Genomic DNA, 23,082 nt, shown 5'->3' on the forward strand with positions numbered 1-23,082 from the left:
GATTGCACCCGAGGAACCTCCGAACTTGGCCTGCTCCGGGCCGGTGCGTTCTGGAGGATCCTCCAAAAGCGGGCCCTCAGAGCGACTTGAGGGCGAGGAACACGTCCACCCGGTCCTCGAACCGCGACAGATCGCGACCGGTCAGTTGCTCGATGCGTTCGATCCGGTACCGGACGGTGTTGACGTGCAGGTGCAGGGCCTCGGCGGTGCGCGACCACGAACCTGACCAGGCGAGGAACTTGTCGAGGGTGGCGATCAGGTCGGCGCGGGTCCGGCGATCGTGTTCCAGCACCGGGCCGAGCACCCGATGCGCGTAGGTGCGGCGGACGTCGTCGGGGACGGTGGCCAGCAGCAGCACATGGGAGGCGACCTCGTCCGAGGTCACCACCGAGACCCGTCCTCGGCCGGCCAGTGCGGCCCGCTGGGCGAATCGCGCTTCTTCGAGCGCTCCGGTGAGCGCGTCGGCAGTGGTCTCGCCGCTGATTCCGACCGTGAGCCGAGCCTTGGCCAGGCCGGGGGAGATGCGTCCGAAAGCCCTGCGGAGAAGGGCCGGCAGTTCGGCGGACGACGGCAGCAGAGCGACCAGTAGCCCGTCCCGGCCGGTTGCGACGACAGCCGGGCCGACGGTGAGCGCCACGTCCTCGAGGATCGTCAGCGCGATCTCCAGCGGACCGTCGTCCCGCAGCTCTGCCACGGCCACGGCCATCGGGCGGTCGGAGTGCACACCGGCCTGCCGCAGGCGCGTGGCGACCTCGGCCTGGGAGCCGCCGGACTCGACCAGAGCCAGCGCGTCCGCGACCAACGGCCGCAGCGCGAGACGGCCCTCGTCCCGGCGTACCCGGTCGAGAGCGGCGATGGCACACAGCTCCTGCACGGCTTCGACATGGGCACGGGACCACTGGGTGTGGTCGCCTTCGACGACCAGCAGCCAGGCGGTCAGCCGGTTGCCCAGTCCGGAACCGATCGGGAACAGGCTGTACGCCGTACCGCTCGCGTCGGCGACGGCCGGGGTGCGATCGGCGGTCAGGAACCGCCGCGTGATCGCGTCCAGCGTGTCCTCGTCGAGCGGCCCCGGACCCGGTACGACGTGCCGTCCGGTGGACGTGACGACCCGGCAGTCGTGGCCGATCTCGGTGGAGATCCGGGCGGTCAGTTCGTCGAGCGACCGGCCGGACGCCATCGCCGAGAGGAGCTGGCGCTGGCGGACGAGACTGGCGGACAACCGGGCGCCGGTATCGGCCGAGCCGGCGGCCGCGACGTACTCGGTGACGTCGGCGAAGGCGACCTCGGTGGGCACCTCGACCAGCGTCACCTGGTGCCGGCGGCAGGCCTCGATCAGGTCGTCGGGGATGCCGTCGAGCAGGGCGGCACCGGCCAGGATCGTGGTCGCTCCCCGCTCGGACACCGAGGCCACGAACGTCTCGCTGTCGGCCGCGCTGCGCCGCCAGACCAGACCGGTCAGGACCAGCTCGCCGCCGTTGAGGTAGTTGCCCGGTTCGAGCAGGTCGGTGGTGATCAGCCGGCCGATCGGCCGGTCGTAGGCGCCGCGGGCGGCGTGCAGCAACCGGAGCCGCAGGACCGGGGGTTCGAACAGCTCGGAAAGCAGCACTTAGGTCTCCTCTGACGGCGCGGCCCGGTGGCCGGTCCTTGGAGGAACGTACAACGCGGGCCCGCGCGCGCGGAATGTCCGTCCGGGCGCCGGGCGGCCGCGACCGGGCTTGAGGGCCGGTGCTTGACGGGCTCTGTGCCGTCATTCTATGGTCATTTCGCATAGCAGAATCAAATTTCCACAATGCGGAATTATGAGAGAAGGACTCCATGAGCCACGCGCTGCGCCCTGCGGTGAACTGCTCCATCCTTTTCACCGAGCTGCCGCTGCTGGAGCGTCCGGCGGCGGTCCGGGAGGCCGGTTTCGAGGCGGTCGAGTTCTGGTGGCCGTTCACCGCCGCGGTGCCGTCGGACCACGAGGCCGACGCGTTCGTGAGCGCCGTCCAGGACGCCGGGGTACAGCTGGCCGGGCTGAACTTCTTCGCCGGTGACATGCCGGGCGGCGACCGCGGACTGGTGTCCTGGCCGAAGCGGTCGGACGAGTTCCGGGACAACATCGACGCCACCCTCGGGATCGGTGAGCGGCTCGGCTGCCGGGCCTTCAACGCGCTCTACGGCAACCGGGAGGACGGTCACCCGGCGGCCGAGCAGGACGAGCTCGCGGTCGGCAATCTCCGGCTGGCGGCTCAGGCCGCGGCGCGGATCGACGCGACGGTGCTGCTGGAGCCGGTCAGCGGGGCTGAGCGCTACCCGCTCCGTACCGCTGCCGACGTGCTGGCGGTCATCGACCGGGTGCAGGCGCCGAATGTCGGGCTGCTCGCCGACCTCTACCACCTGGCGGTCAACGGTGACGACGTCGACCGGGTGATCGCCGAGCACACCGGCCGGATCGCTCACGTGCAGATCGCCGACGCGCCGGGCCGCAACGAGCCCGGTACCGGCACGCTCCCGCTCGACCGGCAGCTGACCGCCCTCGAGAACGCGGGCTACAGCGGCTGGGTCGGCCTGGAGTACAAGCCGTCCACTTCCACCACCGACAGCTTCGGCTGGCTGCCGCGCGAACGCCGCGGCCTGCCGACTTCCTAGGAGACAGACATGACGAACATCGCCTTCATCGGTCTCGGCATCATGGGCAACCCGATGGCCGTTCACCTCGCCAACGCCGGCCATGCCGTCGCCGGGTTCGATCGCAGTCCGGAGCGCTACGAAGCGCTCGTGCAGGCCGGTGGCCGGGGCGCGATCTCGCTCGCCGACGCGGTCAAGGGCGCCGACGTGGTCTGCGTGATGGTGCCCGACTCACCGGACGTCCAGCAGGTGCTCAACGGTGACGACGGGGTCTTCCAGCTGGCCGAGACCGGCACGCTGATCATCGACTTCTCCAGCATCCGCCCCGACGTCACCCAGCAACTGGCCGAGCAGGCGCGGGCGGTCGGCTTCCGGCTGCTCGACGCTCCCGTCTCGGGCGGCGAGGCCGGCGCGAAGAACGCGGCCCTGTCGATCATGGTCGGTGGCGAGGCGGACGACTTCGCGATCGCCAAGCCGCTGTTCGACGCCGTCGGCAAGACGGTGGTGCACGTCGGGCCGAGCGGCTCGGGACAAACGGTCAAGGCGGCCAACCAGCTGATCGTGGCCGCCAACATCCAGGCGGTCGCCGAAGCGCTGATCTTCCTGGAGGCCTACGGGGTCGACACCGAGGCCGCGCTGGAGGTGCTCGGTGGTGGACTGGCCGGTTCGGCGGTGCTGAACCAGAAGAAGGCCAACATGCTGACGCGGTCGTTCCAGCCCGGTTTCCGGATCGACCTGCACCACAAGGACATGGGCATCGTCACCGCGGCGGCGCGCGAAGCGGGTGTCGCCGTACCGCTGGGTGCGCTGGTCGCTCAGCTGGTCGCCTCGGCGCGAGCCAACGGTGACGGCGGGCTCGACCACTCCGCGCTGCTGCGCGGCGTGGAGCGGCTGTCCGGAAAGGCGTCGGTCTGATGGCCCGGATGCGCGCGGTCGATGCCGCGGTCCTGATCCTGGAGAAGGAAGGTGCCACCCAGGCCTTCGGGCTGCCCGGCGCCGCGATCAACCCGTTCTACAGCGCGATGCGCGAACACGGCGGGATCAAGCACGTGCTGGCCCGTCACGTCGAGGCCGCCTCGCACATGGCCGAGGGCTACACCCGGGCGGCGGCGGGGAACATCGGCATCTGCGTCGGTACGTCGGGCCCGGCCGGCACCGACATGATCACCGGCCTGTACGCCGCGTCGGCCGACTCCGTCCCGATTCTCTGCATCACCGGGCAGGCGCCGGTGGCGAAGCTGCACAAGGAGGACTTCCAGGCGGTCGACATCGCGTCGATCGCCAAGCCGGTGGCCAAGTGGGCGGTCACCGTGATGGAGGCGGCGCAGGTGCCGGGAACCTTCCAGAAGGCTTTTCAGCTGATGCGGGAGGGGCGGCCCGGTCCGGTGCTGGTCGACCTGCCGATCGACGTCCAGCTGGCCGAGATCGACTTCGACATCGAGACCTACGAGCCGCTCCCCGTACTGCGCCCCGCCGCGACCCGCGCGCAGGCGGAGAAGACGCTGGCCCTCCTGAACGCCGCCGAGCGGCCGCTGATCGTCGCCGGTGGTGGGGTGATCAACGCGGACGCGGCCTCCTCGCTGGTCGCCTTCGCCGAACTGGTCGGCGTGCCCGTCGTACCGACCCTGATGGGGTGGGGCGCGATCCCGGACGACCACCCGCTGACGGCCGGGATGGTCGGGTTGCAGACGTCGCACCGGTACGGGAACGCCACGCTGCTCGCCTCCGACTTCGTGCTGGGGATCGGGAACCGGTGGGCCAACCGTCACACCGGGTCGGTCTCGACCTACACCGAGGGCCGCACGATCGTGCACGTCGACATCGAGCCGACCCAGATCGGGCGGGTGCTGGCGCCGGACTACGGAATCGTGTCCGACGCGCGGGCGGCGCTGGAGGTCTTCGCCGAGGTGGCTGCCGAGTGGGCCGCCGCGGGGAAGCTGGCCGATCGCAGCGAGTGGGTCGCGCAGTGCCAGGAGCGGAAGGCGACCCTGCAGCGCAAGACGCACTTCGACGTCGTACCGATCAAACCGCAGCGGGTCTACGAGGAGATGAACCGGGCCTTCGGTCCGGAGACGCGGTACGTCTCCACGATCGGGTTGTCGCAGATCCAGGCGGCGCAGCTGCTGCACGTGTACCGGCCGCGGCACTGGATCAACGCCGGTCAGGCAGGCCCGCTGGGCTGGACGGTGCCCGCGGCGCTGGGCGTCGCGGTCGCCGATCCCGGCAGTACCGTCGTGGCGCTGTCCGGGGACTACGACTTCCAGTTCCTGATCGAGGAGCTGGCGGTCGGGGCGCAGTTCAACATCCCGTACATCCACGTGGTGGTGAACAACTCCTACCTCGGGCTGATCCGGCAGGCGCAGCGTGGGCTGGAGATGGACTACTGCGTGCAGTTGTCGTTCGAGAACGTCAACAGCCCGGAGCTCAACGGGTACGGCGTCGACCACGTGAAGGTGGCCGAAGGGCTCGGCTGCAAGGCACTGCGGGTGACCGAACCGGACGAGATCCTGCCGGCGCTGGAGAAGGCGAAGACCCTGCTCGACGAGTTCCGCGTGCCGGTGGTCGTCGAGGTGATCCTGGAACGCGTCACCAACGTGTCGATGGGCACCGAGATCACCGCGATCACGGAGTTCGAGGAGCTGGCCGCAGGGCCCGAGGACGCACCGACCGCGGTCGCGCCGATCAGCTGATGCTGTCGGTGGTTGTTGCCTCGGACAAGTTCAAGGGCTCGCTCTCCAGTGCCGGGGTGGCCGCGGCGGTTGCCGACGGCCTGCGCCGGGAGCGACCTGACGTGGTGGTCCGGTCGGTGGTGGTGGCCGATGGTGGCGACGGGACGCTGGCTGCTGCTGTGGCGGCCGGCTTCGAGTTGGTGCCCGTGGTGGCCAGTGGGCCGACGGGGGAGCCGGTTCGGAGCGGGTTCGCCCGGCGCGGGGAGGTTGCCGTTGTCGAATTGGCCGATGTCTGTGGGCTGGTTCGGCTGCCTGACGGTGTTCCGGCGGCGATGAGCGCGTCGTCGCGAGGTGCCGGTGAGGTGATGGCTGCGGCGATTGATGCGGGTTGCACGCGGGTGATCCTCGGCATCGGCGGAAGCGCGAGCACCGACGGAGGCGCTGGGTTGGTGCGGGCGCTGGGAGCTCGTGTGCTCGACTCGCGGGGCGAAGAGGTTGCCGAGGGTGGCGCTGGTTTGGTTGTGGCGCAGGCTCTTGAGCTGACGGCGGTGCGTGCGCGGCTGGCCGGCGTAGAGGTTGTGGTTGCCTGCGACGTCGACAATCCGCTGACCGGTCCGAGTGGTGCGGCTGCGACGTACGGGCCGCAGAAGGGCGCCGGTGCGGCTGAGGTGGCCGGGCTTGATGCTGCATTGACGCATTGGGCCGGACTTGTGGCGCGTGAGACCGCGCGGGACTTGCGCGAGGTGCCGGGCGCCGGCGCCGCCGGGGGAGTCGGGTTCGCCGCGCTGGCGGTCCTGGGCGCGGAGTTACGGCCCGGCATCGAGCTTGTGCTCGAACTGGTGGGGTTGCGGCAGGAGCTGCGTGGGGCTGACCTTCTCGTCACCGGGGAGGGAAAGCTGGATGAGCAGACGCTGCGAGGGAAAGCGGTAGCTGGTGTGGCCGCGGCGGGGGTGGCGGCCGGCGTACCGGTGGTGGCTGTTTGTGGTGTCAACACGCTGGAGGCCGGGCAGCTGAGGGCGGCCGGGGTGGAGAAGGCGTACGCGCTGACAGAGCTGGAGCCCGACGTACGGCGCTGCGTGGCGGATCCGGTTCCGTTGCTGCGAATGCTCGGTGAACGGATTGCGGCCGACCTACGATGAGGGCAACGGAGAGGGGCGTCGAATGACCGCGCTGGATCTCGTCGTCAGGGCCCGCCGGATCGTCGGTACCGCGGGGGTGGCGCCCGGAGCCGTGGGCGTGCGGGGCGGCCGGATCGTCGCCCTCGCGCCGTACGACGCGTCGCTGGACGGCGATCTCGTGGTCGAACTGGCCGAGGACGAGGTGCTGATGCCGGGGCTGGTGGACTCGCACGTGCACGTCAACGATCCTGGCCGCACCGACTGGGAGGGGTTCACCAGCGCGACCCGGGCGGCCGCGGCCGGTGGCGTCACCACGATCGTCGACATGCCGCTCAACAGCATCCCGCCGACCTGCGACGTGGCGGCGCTCGAGCTCAAGCGGAAGACGGCCCGGCCCCAGGCGTACGTCGACGTGGGGTTCTGGGGCGGCGCGATCCCCGGCAACGTTCCGGACCTGCGGCCGCTGCACGAAGCCGGTGTCTTCGGGTTCAAGTGCTTCCTGCTGCACTCGGGGGTCGACGAGTTCCCGCCGCTGGACCAGGCGGAGGTCGAGGCGGCGATGCGCGAACTCAGCTCGTTCGGCGGGCTGCTGATCGTGCACGCCGAGGACGCTCACCGGATCGGCGATGCGCCGCCGCCGGACGGGACGAGCTACCAGCACTTCCTGCACTCACGACCGCGCGCGGCGGAGAACGAAGCCGTTGCCCAGGTCATCGAACTCGCCCGCCGAACCGGTTGCCGGGTGCACATACTTCACGTGTCGAGTGCCGAGGTGCTGCCGTTGCTGGCCGAGGCGCGGGCGGCCGGGGTACGGATCAGCGCCGAGACCTGCCCGCACTACCTGAGCTTCGCCGCCGAGGAGATTCCCGACGGCGCGACGCAGTACAAGTGCTGCCCGCCGATCCGCGAGGCCGCGAACCGGGAGCTGCTCTGGCAGGGCCTGCGGGACGGGCTGATCGACCTGGTCGTGTCCGACCACTCGCCGTCGACCGCGGATCTCAAGCTCCTCGACACCGGCGACTTCGGCGCCGCCTGGGGTGGGATCGCGTCGCTGCAGGTCGGCCTGCCCGCGGTGTGGACCGGAGCGCGAGGGCGCGGCTTCACCCTGGTCGACGTCGCGCGCTGGATGTGTCAGGCGCCGGCCGCGCAGGCGGGCCTGCCGCGCAAGGGCAGCATCGACATCGGGTACGACGCCGACTTCTGCGTCTTCGCCCCCGACGAGCAACTCGTGGTGGACGCGGGCGCGCTGCACCACAAGAACGCCATCACGCCGTACGCCGGACGCGCGCTCGCCGGGGTGGTTCGCAGTACCTGGCTGAACGGCCGGCCGATCGACCTCTTCACCGAGCCGCGAGGCCGGTTGCTATCTCTAGGAGACGACAGATGACGTACTACACCCCGCAAGGTGGACTGCCCGCGCAGACCGAGCTGACCACCGATCGCGCGGTCTTCACCGAGGCGTACGCCGTGCTGCCCCGCGGCACGATGCGCGACATCGTGACGAGCCAGTTGCCGTTCTGGGAGAAGACCCGGTTGTGGGTGATCGCGCGGCCGCTGTCGGGCTTCGCCGAGACCTTCTCGCAGTACATCGTCGAGGTCGGTCCGGGCGGTGGCAGCGACCGGCCGGAGACGGATCCCGGCGCCGAGGCGGTGCTGTTCGTGGTCGAGGGCGACCTGGTGCTGACCGTGGCCGGTGAGAAGCACGAGCTCGGGCCCGGCGGCTACGCGTTCGTGCCGCCGGCCGCTGACTGGACCCTGCGCAACACCAGCGACCGCAACGCGACCTTCCACTTCGTCCGCAAGGCCTACGAACGGGTCGAGGGGATCGAGACCCCGGAGGCGTTCGTCACCAACGAGGTCGACGTCGAGGGGATCGAGATGCCGGGCACGCAGGGGCGGTGGCGGACCCAGCGGTTCGTCGACCCGCTCGACGTCCGGCACGACTTCCACGTGAACATCGTGACGTTCGAGCCGGGCGGGGTGATCCCGTTCCCCGAGACTCATGTGATGGAGCACGGGATCTACGTCCTCGAGGGCAAGGCGGTGTACTTGCTGAACAAGGACTGGGTCGAGGTGCAGGAGGGCGACTACCTCTGGTTGCGCGCCTTCTGTCCGCAGGCCTGCTACGCGGGCGGGCCGGGGCGGTTCCGCTACCTCATCTACAAGGACGTCAACCGCCACGCCAAGCTGCCCCGCCTGAGCTGAACCGCCTGGGCCGAACCGCCTGGGCTGACCCGCCTGGGCCGAGCCCGCGACCCGGCAGGTCAGCTCTGCTTGCGGGCTTCGCGGAACCGGCTGAGGATCTCGGAGCCGCTGACCAGGAGCACGGCGATCGCGGCGCCGGTGTAGACGGCGTCGGGCGAGGTCCAGCCGTTGTTGAAGTCGGCCAGGAACGCCGGGTTGAACAGTCGCTGCTGGGACAGGATCCAGACCAGTGGCAGGGTGGCGGTGAGCTCGGCGACGGCGTACAGGCCGGCGTGCAGCATGGTCCAGCCGCGGGTGGCGAAGCGGATCACGTCCAGCGTGACGATGCCGGCCAGCCCGGCCAGGATCGGCCAGATCCAGCCCGACCACAGCGCCGGGTCGAGCACCTCGATCCGGTCGTTGCCGGCCCGGTACGGCTCGGCGGTGTGCTGCCACACGATCAGCGCGATCAGCAGCGCGTTCCAGGCCACGGACAGGGCGACGCCGGACTCCCGCTTCTCGGTCTGCCGGAGCTCGGGCAGGTCGTCGGGGGACCACCGGTCGACCTCCGCGGCCGCCGCCTCGCGGTGCCGGGAGCGATCGATCAGGGCGAACACCACCGTCAGCCAGGCGATCATCTGTCCGCCGACGGTGAGAATGCCGCCGATCGCGGAACCGATGGCAGCGCCGAAGTCGTTGCTGTCCAGGACCTCGAGCACCACCAGGACCGCGACCACGATCGGCAGCACGGTGGTCAGCAGCAGTTTGAGCAGCCGGACGTAGGCCGGATAGAGGTCCGGCCCGATCAGCGCCAGTGGGCGGTCGGCGTACTTGGCGGCGAGCCGGATCGGGTCGCCCATCTCGGTCAGCACCGCGCGTTCGGCGACCTCCGGGTCGGCCCCGTCCCGCGCCTCGGCGGTGTCGGCGATGGTGGTGCGCAGTTCTTCGGCCACGTCGTCGCGCTGGTCGGCCGGGATCCGCCGGACCACCTCGTGCACGTAGCGATCGGTCAGCGTGTTCCCGTTCATCGGTTCTCCTTGGTCAGACGGGCGATCGAGACGACGAGGTCCTCCCACTCGCGCACCAGGCCGGCCCGCACCCGCGAGCCCTCCGGGGTGACGCGGTAGAACTTGCGCGGCCGCGACTCGTCGGTGTTCCAGTCGCTGGTCAGCAGGCCCTGTTTCTCCAGCCGCCGCAGCAGTGGGTACAGCGTGTTGCCGTCGACGGTCACGCCCGCGTCGTTCAGCGTCACCAGCAGGGCATAGCCGTACTGCGGCGCGTCGAGCAGGGCGAGACAGGCCAGCACCACCGTCCCGCGACGGAGCTCCTGGGCCTGACTGAGAATCAGTTCTTCGGCGTCGGCCATGACCGAAACATTACTGTGCGACACACACTACTGTCCAGCGTCTACCGAAGTGTGGTGCGCAACCCTGCGTGAGAGCCTCGGCGCGATCCGGGTGGCCTGGGCCGAGCTGATCGACCAGCCGGTCGACGAGACGCTCATCTTGATCCCGCCGGTCTACTCCGACCACGGCATCAACCTCCGGTGCGACCGCCGACGGCTGATCCGGGGCGGGTGACACACGGCGGGGGAGTTCCTGGGTAACCTGGCGGGCGCCGCCTGCCAGGCGGTCGAGCGGATAGGAGACGATGGCCACCGTGACGCCACCAAGTGCCCAGGACTCCCAGCGACGCCGGCCTGAGGTCGAACCGGCGGTCGCACGGCTGACTGTGGGCCTCGGCGGTCCCTCCGGCCGGCTTGCCCGGCTGAGTTCGTCCTGGTGGACGCCGCTGCGGATCGCGCTGGCGGTGTGCACGATCACCTTCGCGCTCGGGGTGCTGCAGAAGGCGCCCTGTATGGACGCCGGCTGGGACCGGCAGAACTGGCGGCCGTTCAAGGCGCTCTGTTACTCCGACATCGGCTACCTGTACCAGGAGCGCGGTTTCGCCGAGGGCAACCGGCCGTTCCTCGACACCGGCAACTACCCGGTGCTGGAGTACCCGGTCCTGACCGGTGGCTTCATGGAGGTCGCCGCCCAGATCACCTGGGTGATCACCGGCGACCCCGAGCAGGACCTCACCGCGGAGCAGAAACGTGACACGGCCGGCGTCTTCTTCGTCGTCAACGTGGCGCTGCTGTTCCTCTGCACCCTGCTGCTCGTCGGGCTGACGATGGCCACCGCGCGAGGGGTCGCCAGGATCCCCGGCGGGGCCCGGGGTCAGCCGATGGTCGCCCTGTACGTCGCGGCCGCGCCGGTGCTCGCCTTCACCTCCACGATCAACTGGGACCTGTTCGCCGTCGTCCTGACGGCCGGGGCGATGTGGGCCTGGTCGCGGGGCAAACCGATCTGGTTCGGCATCCTGCTCGGGCTGGGCACGGCGGCGAAGTTCTATCCGTTCCTGCTGCTCGGGCCGTTGCTGATCGTCTGTCTGCGCGGCCGGAAGCTGTGGCAGTGGTTCCTCGCGCTGGTCGCCACCGCCTTCAGCTGGGGGCTGGTCAACGCGCCCATCTACCTGCTGGCCAAGAACGAGTGGCTGTCGTTCTGGGTCTTCAACGACGAGCGCGAGAGCGACTACGGCTCGATCTGGTACGTGCTGAAGCTGGCCAAGCACGAGGTCGCCGACGTCAACCAGCTGAACATCGTGATCTTCGCCGGCCTGTGCCTGTCGATCGCGATCCTCGGCCTGATGGCACCGCGGCCGCCGCGGTTCGCGCAACTGGCGTTCCTGGTGGTCGCCGCGTTCCTGCTGGTCAACAAGGTCTACTCGCCGCAGTACGTGCTCTGGCTGCTGCCGCTGGTCGCGCTGGCCCGGCCGAAGCTGCGGGACTGGCTGATCTGGCAGGCATGCGAGACGTTCTACTGGATGATGGTCTGGCTGCACCTGGCCCAGTTCCTGGCGCCCGGCTCACCGGACCAGCCGGACAAGATCTACTGGCTCTCCGTCGTCCTGCGGATGGCCGGCACGCTGTGGCTGATGCTGGTGGTCGCCCGCGACATCCTGCTGCCGGAGAAGGATCCGGTCCGGCAGGGCGACCTGGTCAACGACCCGGGCGACGGAGTCATCGCGGATCCGCCACCCCGGAAGCTCGATCCGGCCCACGTGTAGCGGCGTCCGTCCGGCCGCGGCGACGTCCGTAGAGGAGCCGCTGGCCGGCCGCCGTCCCGGTGAACTTCTCGCGGCGCGCCCACTCGTGGCACTGGTCGATGACGGGGCAACTGCTCAGGCAGAGTTCCTGCGCCTTGCGCTGTTCCCAGCGAGTCGCAGTCTCGTCGTACAAGGATGCTTGCCCGACGAGAGTTAGTGCACTTTCTTACTGCACTAAGGCTGGTTCACCCGGTTGGCCACGGCGGCCGCGAAGCGGGTCGCCGAGTCGGCGGCCAGCGGGAGGAACAGGTAGGGCTCGATCAGTTCGAGCTCCATCAGGCGGTAGCGGCCGTTGCTGACGATGCCGTCGACTCGGGCGTAGACGGGCGCTTGGCGGGTGTTGGCGGCTGCCAGTGCCTCCGCCGAGCCTTCGAGGACGACGGCCGGCGGGTCGAGCAGCTCGGCCGTGCCACCGAAGTCGTTCTGCGCCCGGAAGTCACCAGCGGCCGGCTGCTTGAGGACCGCGTGGCTGAACTCGCCGCCGAAGTACATCAGCGACCACTCGCCTTCGGTCTGAATCTCCGGCTGGAACGGCTGCACCAGATAGACGTCGTCGGGCAGGTCTTCCATCGCGGTGCTGAGCTCGGCCGAGCCCGCCGTACCGCGGACGGTGTGGTGGGCCGTCGCGCTGACGGTCGGCTTGATCACGATCTCCTGGCCGGTCAGCCCGCCGACGACCTCGCGCAGGCAGGCGCCGGCGGCGACCTGGGACGGCACGATCGCGACCCCGCGCTCGCGCAGCTCCAGCAGGTAGCGCTTGTCGGAGTTCCAGCGGACCAGATCGGCGTCGTTGAGCACCTGGACGCCGGCTTTGTCGAGCTGACCGAGCCACTCGGTGAACTCGAGGTAGCGGCGGTGGTAGTCCCAGACGGCGCGCAGCAGCACCGCGTCGTAGCAGGACCAGTCGACCGACGGGTCGGTCCAGACCTCCGTGACCGGATCCAGCCCGGCGGCCTGCAGGGCGGCCACCAGGTGCAGTTCGTCCGGCTGCGGCTCGGCGTGGTCGGCGGAGTTCGCCAATGCGATTCGAGGGCTCACGTCGATCAGTGTTGGCGCGCCGCGATCCGTTCGTCAAACCGGCCGGGTGCGATCGAGCGGTGACGGATCGTGAGGACGCTGACAACGATGACAGCGGCGGCCAGGTAGATCAGCCCCTGGCGGGTGCCATGGCCGAAGCCGGCGTAGGCGAGGTAAGCGGCCAGCGGTACGGCGAGCCACTCGAAGCGTCCGGCCAGCACTGCCAGGGCGATCAGGGGGAGCCCGTACCAGGGGTAGGTGGGGGTGGCGAGCAGGAGCGCGGCGCCGTACAGCCAGCAGCAGGTGACGGCGATCGGCTCTCGGCCGTGGCGACGGAGGGCGAGGACGGCCAAGGCCACGGCGAGTAGTCCGGAGACGAGCTGGCGGGCCTCAGGAGGCAACGCCAGCGCGAGAATCGCCGAGCGGGAGCTGCCGTCGGAGAAGCCTTCCTGGGTCAGGTAGCCGGGGAGGAAGCCGATGACGAGAGTGCCGGCCGCAAGCAGGTGCGGGAGGTAGGACGCGATGAAGGTGCCAACGGCAACTAACGGCGTACGGAGTTCTCGGCGGCGTACGGCGGTGAAGGCCGGAAGCAGAAGCAGGGGAAGGAGTTTGGTGGCCGCCGCGGCGCCCAGGAGCAGACCGGCGAGCGCTGGCCGGCGCCTGCTGGCGAGGACGACTCCGGCGATGACAAAGAGAGCCGCGAGTACGTCGACGTGGGCGGCATTGGCGGCCTCCAGGACCACGATCGGTGACCAACCCCACAGCAGGGCCCAACGAGGATCGCGGCCGGCTCGCTGAAGTTCTTTGGCCAGCAAGACTGTCAGAGCGACGGCGAGTGCTGCTGCGGCTACTTGGAGTCCGAGAGTCCCTGCCGACCAGGGAGTCAGGAGCGCGACCGTCGTGAAGTAGGCCTGCGCCACGGGTGGGTAGATGGTCGGCACTCGCGGACGGTTGATCTTGGTCCGAGGGTCGTCTTCGGAGAGCGCGGCGACGCTTGCCGGATCGCGCGGTACGCGCGGAGGGCCGGTCACTCCGGAGCGATCCGCCGGGGACAGCCCTGGGAACAACACCGGGTCCCGCAGCGGAGCCAGTTCGTCGGCCAGTGGCACCTGCGAGTAGGGCGAGCTGCCGGAGAGTTGCACGCGCCCGTCCCAGACATAGCGGTAGGCGTCGGTGCTGGTGATCGGAGCGCTGAGAAGGCCCGGGAGTTGGCAGATGGCGGCAACTGCGACCACGCCGAGTACTGCGTGCCTCCCGGCAGGCCGGCGTACCAGCAGCCAGCCGGCACCGCCGACCACCAGGCATCCCACGATCAGCACCAGATTCGGCCACCACCCGGCCGCTTGAGCAGCCATTACTCCAGCCGAGACCCCGACGGCTACGACGCCGGCCCACACCAACCTCATCGGTAGGCGACCTGCGAGACAGTGGCGGGCGAGCGGCGGAAGGCCAGGAAGGCGCGGTGCGGAGTGCGCCAGTCCTCGGTGGCCAGCAGGTCGACGGCCAGCGCGTGACGCAGTACGGCGCGGGTGCCGACCCTTGCCCAGGGCAAGGGCTTCGACCGGCGACTGCCCGTGTGCAGGACGATCGGGGCGGTGTCGTCGAGATCGTCGTCGGGGTCCACCTCGACCAGGACCAGGCCGTCCGGGCGAACCAACTCGGCGCAGCGGCGGAGCAGCAGTTCGGGGGCGCCACCGATGCCGATGTTGCCGTCCATCAGCAGGACGCTGCCCCAACGTCCTTCGCCCGGCAGTGGCTCCTGGACCGGACGCCGCAGCGCGGGCGCCCCTCGGTTGGTGGTCAGGAGTACCGCCTCGGCCGAGATGTCGACGCCCAGCGCGGGGATGCCACGCTCGGCCAGCGCGGTGACGATCCGCCCGGGGCCGCACCCGACATCGAGCACCGGACCTTCGCATCGACTCAGCGCCAGTTGGTCGACCTCGTCGGCCGGCGCCTGCCAGCGGTCGATCTCGCACAACGACGGCACCCTGCGACCATCGATGCCGGTGGCAACCACTTGGGTGCCGTTCAGCGCCTTCTCGAACAGCAACCCTGGCGGCGCCGCGTGCTGCAGCCGCTGGTGCAGCCGCGACATCCGCAGCGTCGGGAAGAGCTCGGCCAGCACCGCCGCGTCCTCGGGTGTGTCCATGTCCCGCAGCATCGGCAGCAGCAGCACGTCGTAGCCGAGCAGCCGCAGCCGGGCGAGCTGGTCAGCACCTGTGTGCTCAGTGGACATCGGTACGCCGACCAGCGCCCGCCGATCCGGCCTTGGCAATCCGAGACACCAGAAGCCGCCGTCCTCGGTCAGCCCCAGTACGGCGTCGTGCCCGTCCCAATCGACGTCCAGCAACTCACGGGTGACCTGCGGAGTGTCCATCCCGACCAAAAGCATCGGCGTACCGGCGTAGGCGTCCTCGAAGGCGCAGGCGAGCCGCTCTGCGAGTCCATCGCCTCGTTGCTGAACGACCTCGAAGTCGGCAGGCAACCAGTTGCCCGCCTGGCCGTCCAACGCGAGCACCCGTCGGTGCACTGGGGTGGAGTGGACCGCAGCGAGTGTGTCGGCCAGCGAGGCGCGAGCGAGCGCCGCCGCTTCCGCCGGGGTGAACTCCGTCTGCAGGCGCGTCTTCACCCGCCCGGCGACCGGCTCCTTGGCGATGACGATCAGTGTGTCCGCTCTCACGCCGACAGCACCTTCGACATGTCCAGCACGGCCCGCGCCGCGCCGAGCGGCGTACCGGTGACTTTGGAGCGGCCGGAGCGCGGCAGGTAGTCCACATCGACCTCGGCGATGCGCCAGCCTGCGTCGGCCGCCTTGACCACTGTCTCCAGCGGATAGCCGGACCGGCGATCGTGCAGCTCCAGGCTCAGGAGGGCTTCCCGCCTAGCGGCTCGCATCGGACCCAGGTCGCGAAGCATTACGCCGGTACGCCGCCTGATGCGCCGTGACAACTCCGCATTGGCCAGCCGTAGGTGCCAGGGCCACGCGTTGCGCGACACCGGCCGCCTCCTGCCGAGCATGAGGTCGACGTGGCCGGCCAAGACCGGTGCCGTCACTCGCACGAGTTGCCGGGGGTCCAAAGACGCGTCTGCATCAAGGAAGGCGACCACTGGCGCAGTACTGGCCTGTAGACCTGCGTGGCAGGCGGCGCCGTACCCGCGAACCTCGCAGGGCACCACTAGCGCGCCAAGCCGGGCAGCGATCTCTGCTGAACCGTCCGTGGAGCCGTTGTCGGCAACAACGGCCCGTACGCCGTCCGGGAGCCGGGCGAGCACCCAGGGCAGCGCGGCGGCCTCGTTGAGGCAAGGGAGGATGAGATCGACTGCGGCGTCTACTGGGTGCACTCTTCGACGGTAGGGAGAATCGGCCCGGTTCCGGGGCTTCGAGCGGATACCGCTCGCTTACGTCCCGTCCCGGACGGCAGGAATCGCGCTTTCGGCCGGTCCGACGATCTACGCTCGACCGGTGGCTACTCGTGTGCTCGTGGTGGACGACGACCCGACCGTGTCCAACGTCGTCTCGGCGTACCTGACCAAGGCCGGGTACGACGCCCGCGTGGTCGCCGACGGGGTGATGGCGGTCGAGGTGTGGCAGCAGTGGAAGCCGTCGGTCGTCGTACTGGACGTGATGCTTCCCGGACTCTCCGGGCTGGACGTGCTGCGCCGGATGCGCGCCGCCGACGAGGGCGCGGCGGTGATCATGCTGTCGGCGCGGGGTGAGGAAGAGGACCGGCTGGTCGGGCTGGAGTTCGGCGCGGACGACTACGTGGTGAAGCCGTTCAGTCCGCGGGAGCTGACCCTGCGGGTGCAGGCGATGCTGCGGCGGGAGGAGCGGCTGGCGGGGCTGGATCTCACGCCGACCAGACTGACCGCCGGGCCGATCACCGTGGACACCGCGGCACGGGTCGCGACGCTGGCCGGCGGGGAGCTGTCGTTGACGCATCGGGAGTTCGACCTGCTGGCCTACCTGGTGGCGCATCCGGGCAAGGCCTACACGAAGGCCGAGTTGCTGCGGCGCGTCTGGGGCTGGGACTTCGGCGACTCGTCGACGGTGACGGTGCACGTACGGCGGCTGCGGGAGAAGATCGAGGTCGATCCGTCGGACCCGAAACTGGTGCTGACCGTGCCGCGCACCGGCTACCGCTTCGCGGGTGAGGCCGGATGAACCGCGACCAGCTCACGATCTTCGCGCTGACCACCGGCTGGACCCTGGTGGTCGGGATCGTCGGCGGGGTGCTGCTGTGGCGGTTCCGGCGGAAGTCCCTGCGGGTCACGATCATCGTCGCCGGTCTGGTGCCGATGTTCGCGGCGCTGGCCGCGGTCACGCAGAGCGTGCAGGCGATGTTCATCTCGGCCCACGACTCGTTGGTGGTGCTCTGGACCCTCGCGTTCTCCGGGCTGCTGGGACTGGCGATGTCGGTGCTGCTCGGGCATTGGGTCAGCGCCGGCTCGCGTGACGTCGGACGGCGGCTCCGCCAGCTCGGTACGTCGTACGAACCGGTGGCGGGGACCGCGAACGTCCCGGCGGAGCTGGCCTCCATCACCGACGAACTGGAGCTGACCCGGCAGCGGCTGGCCGCTTCCCGCGACCGCGAGCGGGCGTTGGAGGCGAGCCGGCGCGAACTGGTCGCCTTCATGTCCCACGATCTCCGGACGCCACTCGCCGGGCTGCGAGCAGTGTCGGAAGGCCTGGAGGACGGGGTGATCGACGATGTGCCGGGCGCGCTGCGGCAGATGCAGACCACGGTCGACCGAATGACCGGCTTGGTCGACGACCTGTTCGAGCTCTCCCGGCTGTCGGCCGCGCCGCCGCCTCGCCGGCGGTCGGCGGTGAGCTTGCGGGAACTGGCCGAGGACGTGGTGGGGGAGAGCTGCGAACATGCCCGCTCGGAGGGCGTGGCGCTCACGGTGTCGACTCCGGCGGACGACGACCGGCTGGCGGTGCACGGGGACGCGGACGAGCTGACGCGCGCGGTGACGAACCTGGTCGGCAACGCGATCCGCCACACCGAGCGCGGTGGGGTGGTGAAGCTCTCCGTCGACCGCGAGAACGACGGCCGGGTGCGACTGGCGGTCACCGACGGGTGCGGCGGGATTCCGGACGACGATCTGGAACGCGTCTTCGACATCGGCTGGCGCGGGGACGAGCAACGCGACCCGGCCTCCAGGAGCACGGGTGGCGGGCTGGGGCTGGCGATCGCCCGAGGGGTGGTGGAGTCGCACGACGGGAAGATCGCGGTGGCCAACGTCGAGGGTGGCTGCGCGTTCGAGATCGAACTGCCGCCGGTGGCCGCCGGGTCGTAGTACTGGGGGCTAGGGCTGCTTCAAGAGGTCTTCGAGGCCGGAGCGCAGGTCGTAGTCGGGCTTCCAGCCGAGTTCATCGCGGAGCCGCTCGGACGACGCGGTGATGTGGCGGACGTCGCCCAGACGGTAGGCGCCGGTGACGATCGGCTCTGGGCCGCCGTACGCACGAGCTAGTTCGGTGGCGAGGTCGCCGATGGTGCGCACGGTGCCACTGCCGACGTTGTAGGCAGTGAAGTCCTTGCCGTCGGCCACCATCGCCGCGGCCACCGCGGTCGCGATGTCCGCGACATGGATGAAGTCCCGCCGTTGCGCACCGTCCTCGAAGACCTTCGGCGTCTCGCCCTGCTCGAGCATGGAGCGGAAGATCGCCGCCACCCCGGCGTACGGCGTATTGCGGGGCATGCCCGGCCCGTACACGTTGTGGAAACGCAGACCTGTGGCCTGGCCGCCGGTTTCGCGGGCCCAGGTGGCGGCGAGGTGTTCACCGTGGAGTTTGGTGGCTGCATAGGTGTTGCGGGGATCTGTCCGGGCGGCTTCCGTGACGAGTCCGGCGCGCAGCGGCGCTGCGCAGATCGGGCACCGTGGGTCGAACTGGCCGGCCTCCAGATCCTCCACGCGCCGCGGGCCGGGAGCGACGACGCCGTGACGGTCGCACTCGTAGTGGCCCTCGCCGTAGACGACCATCGAGCTGGCGTAGACGAAGCGCTCGATCCGATGCCGGCCGAGAGCGCGAAGGAGTACCGCGGTGCCGAGGCTGTTGGTGCTCACGTAGTCGTCCATGTCGTCGAGGTCGACACCGAGGCCGACCTTCGCCGCCAGGTGCACGACCGTGTCGACGCCGTGCAACGCTTGGTCCACAGCCTCGGCGTCGCGGATGTCGCCGACGACCAACCCCTCGACGGAGGGCCTGACGTGATGGACGTCCGGGCGCAGCGAGTCGAGCACCCGGACCTCGTGCCCGTCCGCCAGCAACTGGGCCTGGACATGCCGCCCGATGAAGCCGGCGCCGCCGGTCAGCAGAACCTTCACCAGAGATCCTCTCCGGCGGTGCCGTCCAAGGCGTGTCTGCAGGCGCAGTCCTCGTCGGCCTTCGGGAGCCGGGCGACCACTTCCGTCAGCAGACCTCTCAGCCGCTCGATGCTGCGGCCGAAGACCGCGAAGACCTCCTCCTGCGTCACGCCTTCGCCGGTCACGACACCGGCATCATGGTCGGTGACGACGGCGATCGAGGTGTAGCAGACAGCGAGTTCCCGCGCGATCGACGCTTCCGGCGCGCCGGTCATCCCGACCACCGACCAGCCCTGGGCGGCGTGCCAGCGCGACTCGGCACGGGTCGAGAAGCGTGGCCCGTTGATCACCACCATGGTGCCGTCGGCAACCACCTCGTTGCCTGCCGCAATGACTGCTGCCCGCCCGGCGGCGCAGTACGGGTCGGCCACCGACACGTGCACCACCGGCGTCGCCTCGGCCGCCGCACCGCTACCGTCGTACACGGTGTGCTCGCGGCCCCAGGTGCGATCGACGTACTGATCCGGTACGACGATCGTCCCCGGCGTCAGCTCCGCGCGGAGCGAACCGACGGCGCACGGACCGAGCACCTGCCGCACGCCGAGCGACCGCAACGCCCACAGGTTGGCGCGGTAGTTGACCCGATGCGGCGCGAAGCGATGGTCCGCGCCGTGCCGTGGGATGAAGGCGACCTCGCGCCCACCCACCACGCCCACCAGCGGCAGCTCGCTCGGCGGCCCGAACGGTGTCTCGACCTCGACCGGCCGGGCGCCGGACAGGAACGAGTAGAAGCCGGACCCGCCGAGTACTCCGATTTCTGCCATGCGATCGACCCTAGAAGACCGCGACCCGCCGGCTACCCGATCCGCCCGGACCGTCAGCGCTCCGTAAGGGGTGGTCGAATGGCCTCGTGACGGTCTCGGGCGTGCTGATCCTGGTGGGAGTGCTGCTGCTCGTGCTCGGCGCCTACTGCAGCTGGACCGCGGGCCGCCTCGACCGCCTGAACCACCGGGTCGCCACCGCCCGCGCCTCTCTGGAGACCGAGCTCGCCCGCCGCTCGGCCGTGGTCGCCGAGCTGGCCGGCAGCGGCGTACTCGACCCTGCCTCGTCACTATTGTTGCTGGATGCAGCCCACCGAGCCCGTACTGCGACCAGCGACGAGCGCGAGCGAGCCGAGTCGGCGTTGACCCGCGCGATCGGGGCAACCGTTACCGACGTGGAGCCGTGGGGAACAGAGCTCGGTACCGCGATTCGCCGGGTGCAGCTCGCCAGGCGCTTCCACAACGACATCGTGGTGTCGACCCGCGAGTTGCGGCGGCGCCGGGTGGTCAGATGGCTCCGGCTGGCGGGTCACGCGCCGATCCCGGCCACGATCGAACTGGAGGACGGCCGCTGATGACCGTGACCGAGGAAGACTTCGCTGAGCAGACCGAGCGGTACCGGTACGAGCTACGCGTGCACTGCTACCGCATGCTCGGCTCGTACGACGACGCCGAGGACCTGGTCCAGGAGACCTTCCTGCGGGCCTGGCGCAAGCGGGCGGACTTCGAGGGGCGGTCCTCCTTCCGCGCCTGGCTCTACAAGATCGCCACCAACGCCTGCATCGACGACGTACGCCGCCCGCAACGCGTCCTGCCGCATCAGCTCGAACCGTCGTCCTGGCCGACCGGCGAGGCCGTCGCGCGGGACGACCTGCCCTGGCTGCAGCCGTTCCCGGACATCCTGCTGGATCGCAGTCAGGAGCCCGACGCGGCAGCGGTTCGCCGCGAGACGATCGAACTCGCGTTCCTGATCGCCATCCAGCACCTCCCGGCGCGGCAGCGCGCGGTGCTGATCTTCCGCGACGTGCTCGGCTGGTCCGCCAAGGAGACGGCCGACCTGCTCGACTCCAGCGTCGCCTCGGTCAACAGCGCCTTGCAACGAGCCCGTCCGGTACTGCGGGAGCACCTGCCGGCCCGGCGTACCGAGTGGGCGCCGGTGGGGGACCCGTCCGCGGCGGAGCAGGCGCTGCTGGCGAAGTACATGGACGCGTTCGAGCGGGCGGACCCGTCGGGACTGGCCGCGTTGATGCACGAGGACATCCGGATCACGATGCCGCCGTACCCGTTCTGGTTCTCGGGGCGTGCCGACGCCGAGCGGATCATGGCCGCCAACCTGTCGGTGGACGGGCTGGCCTACCGGGGCGACTTCCGCTACCGGGTCGTCGGCTTCAACCGGCAGCCGGCGCTGGCCTCCTATCTGCGGGTGCCGGGTGACACGGTCTTCCGGCCGTTCGGGGTCGGCGTGTTTCGGATCGAGGACGGGCTGATCGCCGAAATGACCGCCTTCGAGGTGACCGACTTCCCGCTCTACGGGCTGCCTGATCACTTGGCGTCGGCGTAGCACTCCACGATCGCGGTGGTGAAGGGAAACCGGGTCGGAGTGTCGCCGAAGGTGATCCGGCCGGCCAGGTCGCCGGCCGCCTGGATCGCCCCGGCGACCTGCTCGGCCTCGTCGGCGGGGCAGTGCACGATCACCTCGTCGTGCTGGAAGAAGACCAGCTCCGCCTCGAGGCCGGTGATCGACTGCCGCAGTGCCGCCATCATCAGCAGCGCCCAGTCGGCGGCGCTGCCCTGGACGACGAAGTTGCGGGTGAAGCGGCCGCGCGCCCGGGCGTGCCGGGCATCGGGTTGCCGCTCCTCCGACGGGCCCTCCAGCAGGGCGTCGTCGATCGGCGCGCCGGACGGTGGACAGGTGCGGCCGAGCCAGGTGCGCACCAGCCGCCCTTCCTCGCCGGCCCGTGCCGCGTCGTCGACGTAGCCGATGGCCTGGGGGAACCGCTTCCGCAGCGCGGCCAGGTTCTTCATCCCGTCGCCCGAGGTCTGCCCGTAGACAGCGCCGAGCACCGCGAGCTTGGCCTTCGCCCGATCGCCCGAGAACGCCTTGTCGGAAACGGCCTTGTAGAGGTCACCCGAATCGCCGGCCACCTCCATCAACCCGCGGTCGCGCGAGATCGCGGCCAGCACCCGCGGCTCCAGCTGCGAGGCGTCGGCCACGACCAGCCGCCAGCCCGGATCGGCGATCACTGCCCGGCGAATCACTCGCGGGATCTGCAGCCCGCCGCCGCCGTTGGTGATCCAGCGCCCGGACACCGTGCCGCCGGGGATGAAGCCGGGCCGGAACCGTCCGTCGTGGATCCAGTCGGCCAGCCACGTCCAGCCGTTGGCGGTGTAGATCCGGTAGAGCGTCTTGTACTCCAGCAGCGGCGCGATGGCCGGATGGTCGAGGTGCTCGAGCTCCCACTTCCTCGTCGAAGTGACCTGGAACCCTGCCTGCTTGAGGGCCTTCAGCACGTCGTTGGGCAGGTCGGGCCGAACCCGCCGGCCGAACGCAGCGGAGATCTGATCGGCCAGCTCGGTCAGCCGCCGCGGCTCGCCACTGCCCGCGAACCGCTCGCCGAGCAACTCGGTCAGCAGCGCCCGATGCGTCGGCTCGCTCCAGGGCAACCCGGCGCGATCCATCTCGGCGGCGACGAGCATCCCGGACGACTCGGACGCGGTCAGCAGCCGCATGCGCTCCGGGTACTCCGCCTGCTGGTGCCGCCGGAGCTGGTCGGCGTACACCCGCAACAGCGCCTCGAAGGGCACCGGCTCCTCGTGCACCTCGAACAACGACGACTGCTCACCCGGCATCGTCGACCGCAGCGGTGGATCGGCAGGCACCGGCTTGCCGCTCAACCTGGCCCACGCGGCCGCCGCCGACCGAGGCTCCCCGAGTCGCCCCGCGTGCCCGAGCAGCAGCACCTCTGCCGCCTCGACGTCGTAACAACGCTCCACCCGCACGCCGGCGGCGAGCAACCGCGAGTAGATCTCCGGCGTCGACCGCCACACCCACCTGCTCACCTGCGGCCGCGACGCCACCGCTGCGGCGAGATCCGGCTCACGTAGTACCGGCCCGGCGGGCTGCCCGTCCGGCTGCAGGGCGGCCAGCAGCGCCCCACCGCCCTCCGTCGGCGCGATCGCCCACCGCTCGTCCATTCCCCGATC

23 protein-coding genes are annotated in these 23,082 nt (G+C 70.3%); 12 read left to right on the forward strand and 11 right to left on the reverse strand.

Annotation, left to right across the window (positions count from 1 at the left end; all coding sequences use genetic code 11):
* Positions 1–76: 76 nt before the first annotated feature.
* The gene (locus OX958_RS14450; RefSeq protein WP_270138002.1) at positions 77–1,609 is read right to left on the reverse strand and encodes a PucR family transcriptional regulator; all 1,533 of its coding nucleotides are present in this window, start codon (positions 1,607–1,609) and stop codon (positions 77–79) included.
* Positions 1,610–1,818: 209 nt separating this feature from the next.
* Between OX958_RS14450 and OX958_RS14455 the strand changes: the two genes are divergently transcribed.
* Genes OX958_RS14455 through OX958_RS14480 form a run of 6 tightly spaced genes read left to right on the forward strand, consistent with a single transcriptional unit; the run spans position 1,819 to position 8,605 of the window.
* Entirely contained in the window at positions 1,819–2,634 is an 816-nt protein-coding gene (locus tag OX958_RS14455) for a hydroxypyruvate isomerase family protein (protein ID WP_270138004.1), read from the forward strand.
* A gap of 9 nt (positions 2,635–2,643) precedes the next feature.
* A complete protein-coding gene (locus OX958_RS14460; RefSeq protein WP_270138006.1) occupies positions 2,644–3,528 on the forward strand; it encodes a 2-hydroxy-3-oxopropionate reductase in 885 nt (294 codons plus the stop codon).
* Complete coding sequence (gcl, locus tag OX958_RS14465; protein WP_270138008.1) at positions 3,528–5,303, forward strand: glyoxylate carboligase; 1,776 nt, start codon at positions 3,528–3,530, stop codon at positions 5,301–5,303. Before OX958_RS14460 ends, gcl begins: the two co-directional genes overlap by 1 nt.
* Positions 5,303–6,421 (forward strand): glycerate kinase, encoded by a 1,119-nt coding sequence (locus OX958_RS14470; protein ID WP_270138010.1) that lies wholly within the window; start codon positions 5,303–5,305, stop codon positions 6,419–6,421. Before gcl ends, OX958_RS14470 begins: the two co-directional genes overlap by 1 nt.
* Before the next feature lie 22 nt (positions 6,422–6,443).
* The gene (allB, locus tag OX958_RS14475) at positions 6,444–7,787 is read left to right on the forward strand and encodes an allantoinase AllB (RefSeq protein ID WP_270138012.1); all 1,344 of its coding nucleotides are present in this window, start codon (positions 6,444–6,446) and stop codon (positions 7,785–7,787) included.
* Entirely contained in the window at positions 7,784–8,605 is an 822-nt protein-coding gene (locus OX958_RS14480) for a bifunctional allantoicase/(S)-ureidoglycine aminohydrolase (RefSeq protein WP_270138014.1), read from the forward strand. Before allB ends, OX958_RS14480 begins: the two co-directional genes overlap by 4 nt.
* A 59-nt stretch (positions 8,606–8,664) precedes the next feature.
* Here OX958_RS14480 and OX958_RS14485 read toward each other — a convergent pair whose 3' ends face one another.
* Both OX958_RS14485 and OX958_RS14490 read right to left on the reverse strand, forming a co-directional pair.
* Positions 8,665–9,612, reverse strand: a complete 948-nt coding sequence (locus OX958_RS14485) for a permease prefix domain 1-containing protein (RefSeq protein WP_270138016.1) — start codon at positions 9,610–9,612, stop codon at positions 8,665–8,667.
* Complete coding sequence (locus OX958_RS14490; RefSeq protein ID WP_270138018.1) at positions 9,609–9,950, reverse strand: PadR family transcriptional regulator; 342 nt, start codon at positions 9,948–9,950, stop codon at positions 9,609–9,611. Before OX958_RS14490 ends, OX958_RS14485 begins: the two co-directional genes overlap by 4 nt.
* 49 nt (positions 9,951–9,999) lie before the next feature.
* Here OX958_RS14490 and OX958_RS14495 point away from each other — a divergent pair, with 49 nt between their 5' ends.
* Together OX958_RS14495 and OX958_RS14500 are read left to right on the forward strand one after the other, a co-directional pair.
* Positions 10,000–10,164: a hypothetical protein gene (locus OX958_RS14495; protein WP_270138020.1), complete on the forward strand. Its 165-nt coding sequence runs from the start codon at positions 10,000–10,002 to the stop codon at positions 10,162–10,164.
* Positions 10,165–10,234: 70 nt separating this feature from the next.
* A complete protein-coding gene (locus tag OX958_RS14500) occupies positions 10,235–11,692 on the forward strand; it encodes a glycosyltransferase family 87 protein (protein WP_270138022.1) in 1,458 nt (485 codons plus the stop codon).
* On the opposite strand, the gene OX958_RS14505 is transcribed toward OX958_RS14500, so the two are convergent.
* Genes OX958_RS14505 through OX958_RS14525 form a run of 5 tightly spaced genes read right to left on the reverse strand, consistent with a single transcriptional unit; the run spans position 11,646 to position 16,090 of the window.
* Complete coding sequence (locus OX958_RS14505) at positions 11,646–11,864, reverse strand: hypothetical protein (protein WP_270138024.1); 219 nt, start codon at positions 11,862–11,864, stop codon at positions 11,646–11,648. The two genes, OX958_RS14500 and OX958_RS14505, sit on opposite strands and share 47 nt — an antisense overlap.
* Positions 11,865–11,905: 41 nt before the next feature.
* Positions 11,906–12,769, reverse strand: coding sequence for an ATP-grasp domain-containing protein (locus OX958_RS14510; protein WP_270138026.1), 864 nt, complete (start codon positions 12,767–12,769; stop codon positions 11,906–11,908).
* Between the two features lie 5 nt (positions 12,770–12,774).
* Positions 12,775–14,154, reverse strand: coding sequence for a glycosyltransferase 87 family protein (locus OX958_RS14515; RefSeq protein WP_270138028.1), 1,380 nt, complete (start codon positions 14,152–14,154; stop codon positions 12,775–12,777).
* Positions 14,151–15,428, reverse strand: a complete 1,278-nt coding sequence (locus OX958_RS14520; protein WP_270138030.1) for a DUF2064 domain-containing protein — start codon at positions 15,426–15,428, stop codon at positions 14,151–14,153. The genes OX958_RS14515 and OX958_RS14520 overlap by 4 nt, the downstream gene beginning before the upstream one ends.
* The gene (locus tag OX958_RS14525) at positions 15,425–16,090 is read right to left on the reverse strand and encodes a glycosyltransferase family 2 protein (protein WP_270138032.1); all 666 of its coding nucleotides are present in this window, start codon (positions 16,088–16,090) and stop codon (positions 15,425–15,427) included. The genes OX958_RS14520 and OX958_RS14525 overlap by 4 nt, the downstream gene beginning before the upstream one ends.
* A 121-nt stretch (positions 16,091–16,211) precedes the next feature.
* Between OX958_RS14525 and OX958_RS14530 the strand changes: the two genes are divergently transcribed.
* Positions 16,212–16,910: a response regulator transcription factor gene (locus tag OX958_RS14530; RefSeq protein ID WP_270138034.1), complete on the forward strand. Its 699-nt coding sequence runs from the start codon at positions 16,212–16,214 to the stop codon at positions 16,908–16,910.
* Complete coding sequence (locus OX958_RS14535) at positions 16,907–18,049, forward strand: sensor histidine kinase (protein WP_270138036.1); 1,143 nt, start codon at positions 16,907–16,909, stop codon at positions 18,047–18,049. The genes OX958_RS14530 and OX958_RS14535 overlap by 4 nt, the downstream gene beginning before the upstream one ends.
* Before the next feature lie 9 nt (positions 18,050–18,058).
* Here OX958_RS14535 and OX958_RS14540 read toward each other — a convergent pair whose 3' ends face one another.
* Positions 18,059–19,078: an NAD-dependent epimerase/dehydratase family protein gene (locus OX958_RS14540; protein ID WP_270138038.1), complete on the reverse strand. Its 1,020-nt coding sequence runs from the start codon at positions 19,076–19,078 to the stop codon at positions 18,059–18,061.
* Positions 19,075–19,881 (reverse strand): S-methyl-5'-thioadenosine phosphorylase, encoded by an 807-nt coding sequence (locus tag OX958_RS14545; RefSeq protein WP_270138040.1) that lies wholly within the window; start codon positions 19,879–19,881, stop codon positions 19,075–19,077. The genes OX958_RS14540 and OX958_RS14545 overlap by 4 nt, the downstream gene beginning before the upstream one ends.
* An 86-nt stretch (positions 19,882–19,967) precedes the next feature.
* Between OX958_RS14545 and OX958_RS14550 the strand changes: the two genes are divergently transcribed.
* A complete protein-coding gene (locus OX958_RS14550; RefSeq protein WP_270138042.1) occupies positions 19,968–20,453 on the forward strand; it encodes a hypothetical protein in 486 nt (161 codons plus the stop codon).
* A complete protein-coding gene (locus OX958_RS14555) occupies positions 20,453–21,439 on the forward strand; it encodes a sigma-70 family RNA polymerase sigma factor (RefSeq protein WP_270138044.1) in 987 nt (328 codons plus the stop codon). Before OX958_RS14550 ends, OX958_RS14555 begins: the two co-directional genes overlap by 1 nt.
* On the opposite strand, the gene OX958_RS14560 is transcribed toward OX958_RS14555, so the two are convergent.
* Positions 21,421–23,073, reverse strand: a complete 1,653-nt coding sequence (locus tag OX958_RS14560; RefSeq protein ID WP_270138046.1) for a bifunctional 3'-5' exonuclease/DNA polymerase — start codon at positions 23,071–23,073, stop codon at positions 21,421–21,423. The two genes, OX958_RS14555 and OX958_RS14560, sit on opposite strands and share 19 nt — an antisense overlap.
* Positions 23,074–23,082: the final 9 nt, after the last annotated feature.

The sequence above is a fragment of the Kribbella sp. CA-293567 genome (assembly GCF_027627575.1).
Lineage (GTDB): Bacteria > Actinomycetota > Actinomycetes > Propionibacteriales > Kribbellaceae > Kribbella.

What these genes read in the sequence shown, in the direction of transcription:
- OX958_RS14460 (WP_270138006.1), top strand. Translation starts at nt 2,644, where the DNA reads ATGACGAACATCGCCTTCATCGGTCTCGGCATCATGGGCAACCCGATG.
- gcl (WP_270138008.1), top strand. Translation starts at nt 3,528, where the DNA reads ATGGCCCGGATGCGCGCGGTCGATGCCGCGGTCCTGATCCTGGAGAAG.
- OX958_RS14455 (WP_270138004.1), top strand. Translation starts at nt 1,819, where the DNA reads ATGAGCCACGCGCTGCGCCCTGCGGTGAACTGCTCCATCCTTTTCACC.
- OX958_RS14480 (WP_270138014.1), top strand. Translation starts at nt 7,784, where the DNA reads ATGACGTACTACACCCCGCAAGGTGGACTGCCCGCGCAGACCGAGCTG.
- OX958_RS14500 (WP_270138022.1), top strand. Translation starts at nt 10,235, where the DNA reads ATGGCCACCGTGACGCCACCAAGTGCCCAGGACTCCCAGCGACGCCGG.
- OX958_RS14490 (WP_270138018.1), bottom strand. Translation starts at nt 9,950, where the DNA reads ATGGCCGACGCCGAAGAACTGATTCTCAGTCAGGCCCAGGAGCTCCGT.
- allB (WP_270138012.1), top strand. Translation starts at nt 6,444, where the DNA reads ATGACCGCGCTGGATCTCGTCGTCAGGGCCCGCCGGATCGTCGGTACC.
- OX958_RS14555 (WP_270138044.1), top strand. Translation starts at nt 20,453, where the DNA reads ATGACCGTGACCGAGGAAGACTTCGCTGAGCAGACCGAGCGGTACCGG.
- OX958_RS14470 (WP_270138010.1), top strand. Translation starts at nt 5,303, where the DNA reads ATGCTGTCGGTGGTTGTTGCCTCGGACAAGTTCAAGGGCTCGCTCTCC.
- OX958_RS14515 (WP_270138028.1), bottom strand. Translation starts at nt 14,154, where the DNA reads ATGAGGTTGGTGTGGGCCGGCGTCGTAGCCGTCGGGGTCTCGGCTGGA.
- OX958_RS14545 (WP_270138040.1), bottom strand. Translation starts at nt 19,881, where the DNA reads ATGGCAGAAATCGGAGTACTCGGCGGGTCCGGCTTCTACTCGTTCCTG.
- OX958_RS14485 (WP_270138016.1), bottom strand. Translation starts at nt 9,612, where the DNA reads ATGAACGGGAACACGCTGACCGATCGCTACGTGCACGAGGTGGTCCGG.
- OX958_RS14560 (WP_270138046.1), bottom strand. Translation starts at nt 23,073, where the DNA reads ATGGACGAGCGGTGGGCGATCGCGCCGACGGAGGGCGGTGGGGCGCTG.
- OX958_RS14535 (WP_270138036.1), top strand. Translation starts at nt 16,907, where the DNA reads ATGAACCGCGACCAGCTCACGATCTTCGCGCTGACCACCGGCTGGACC.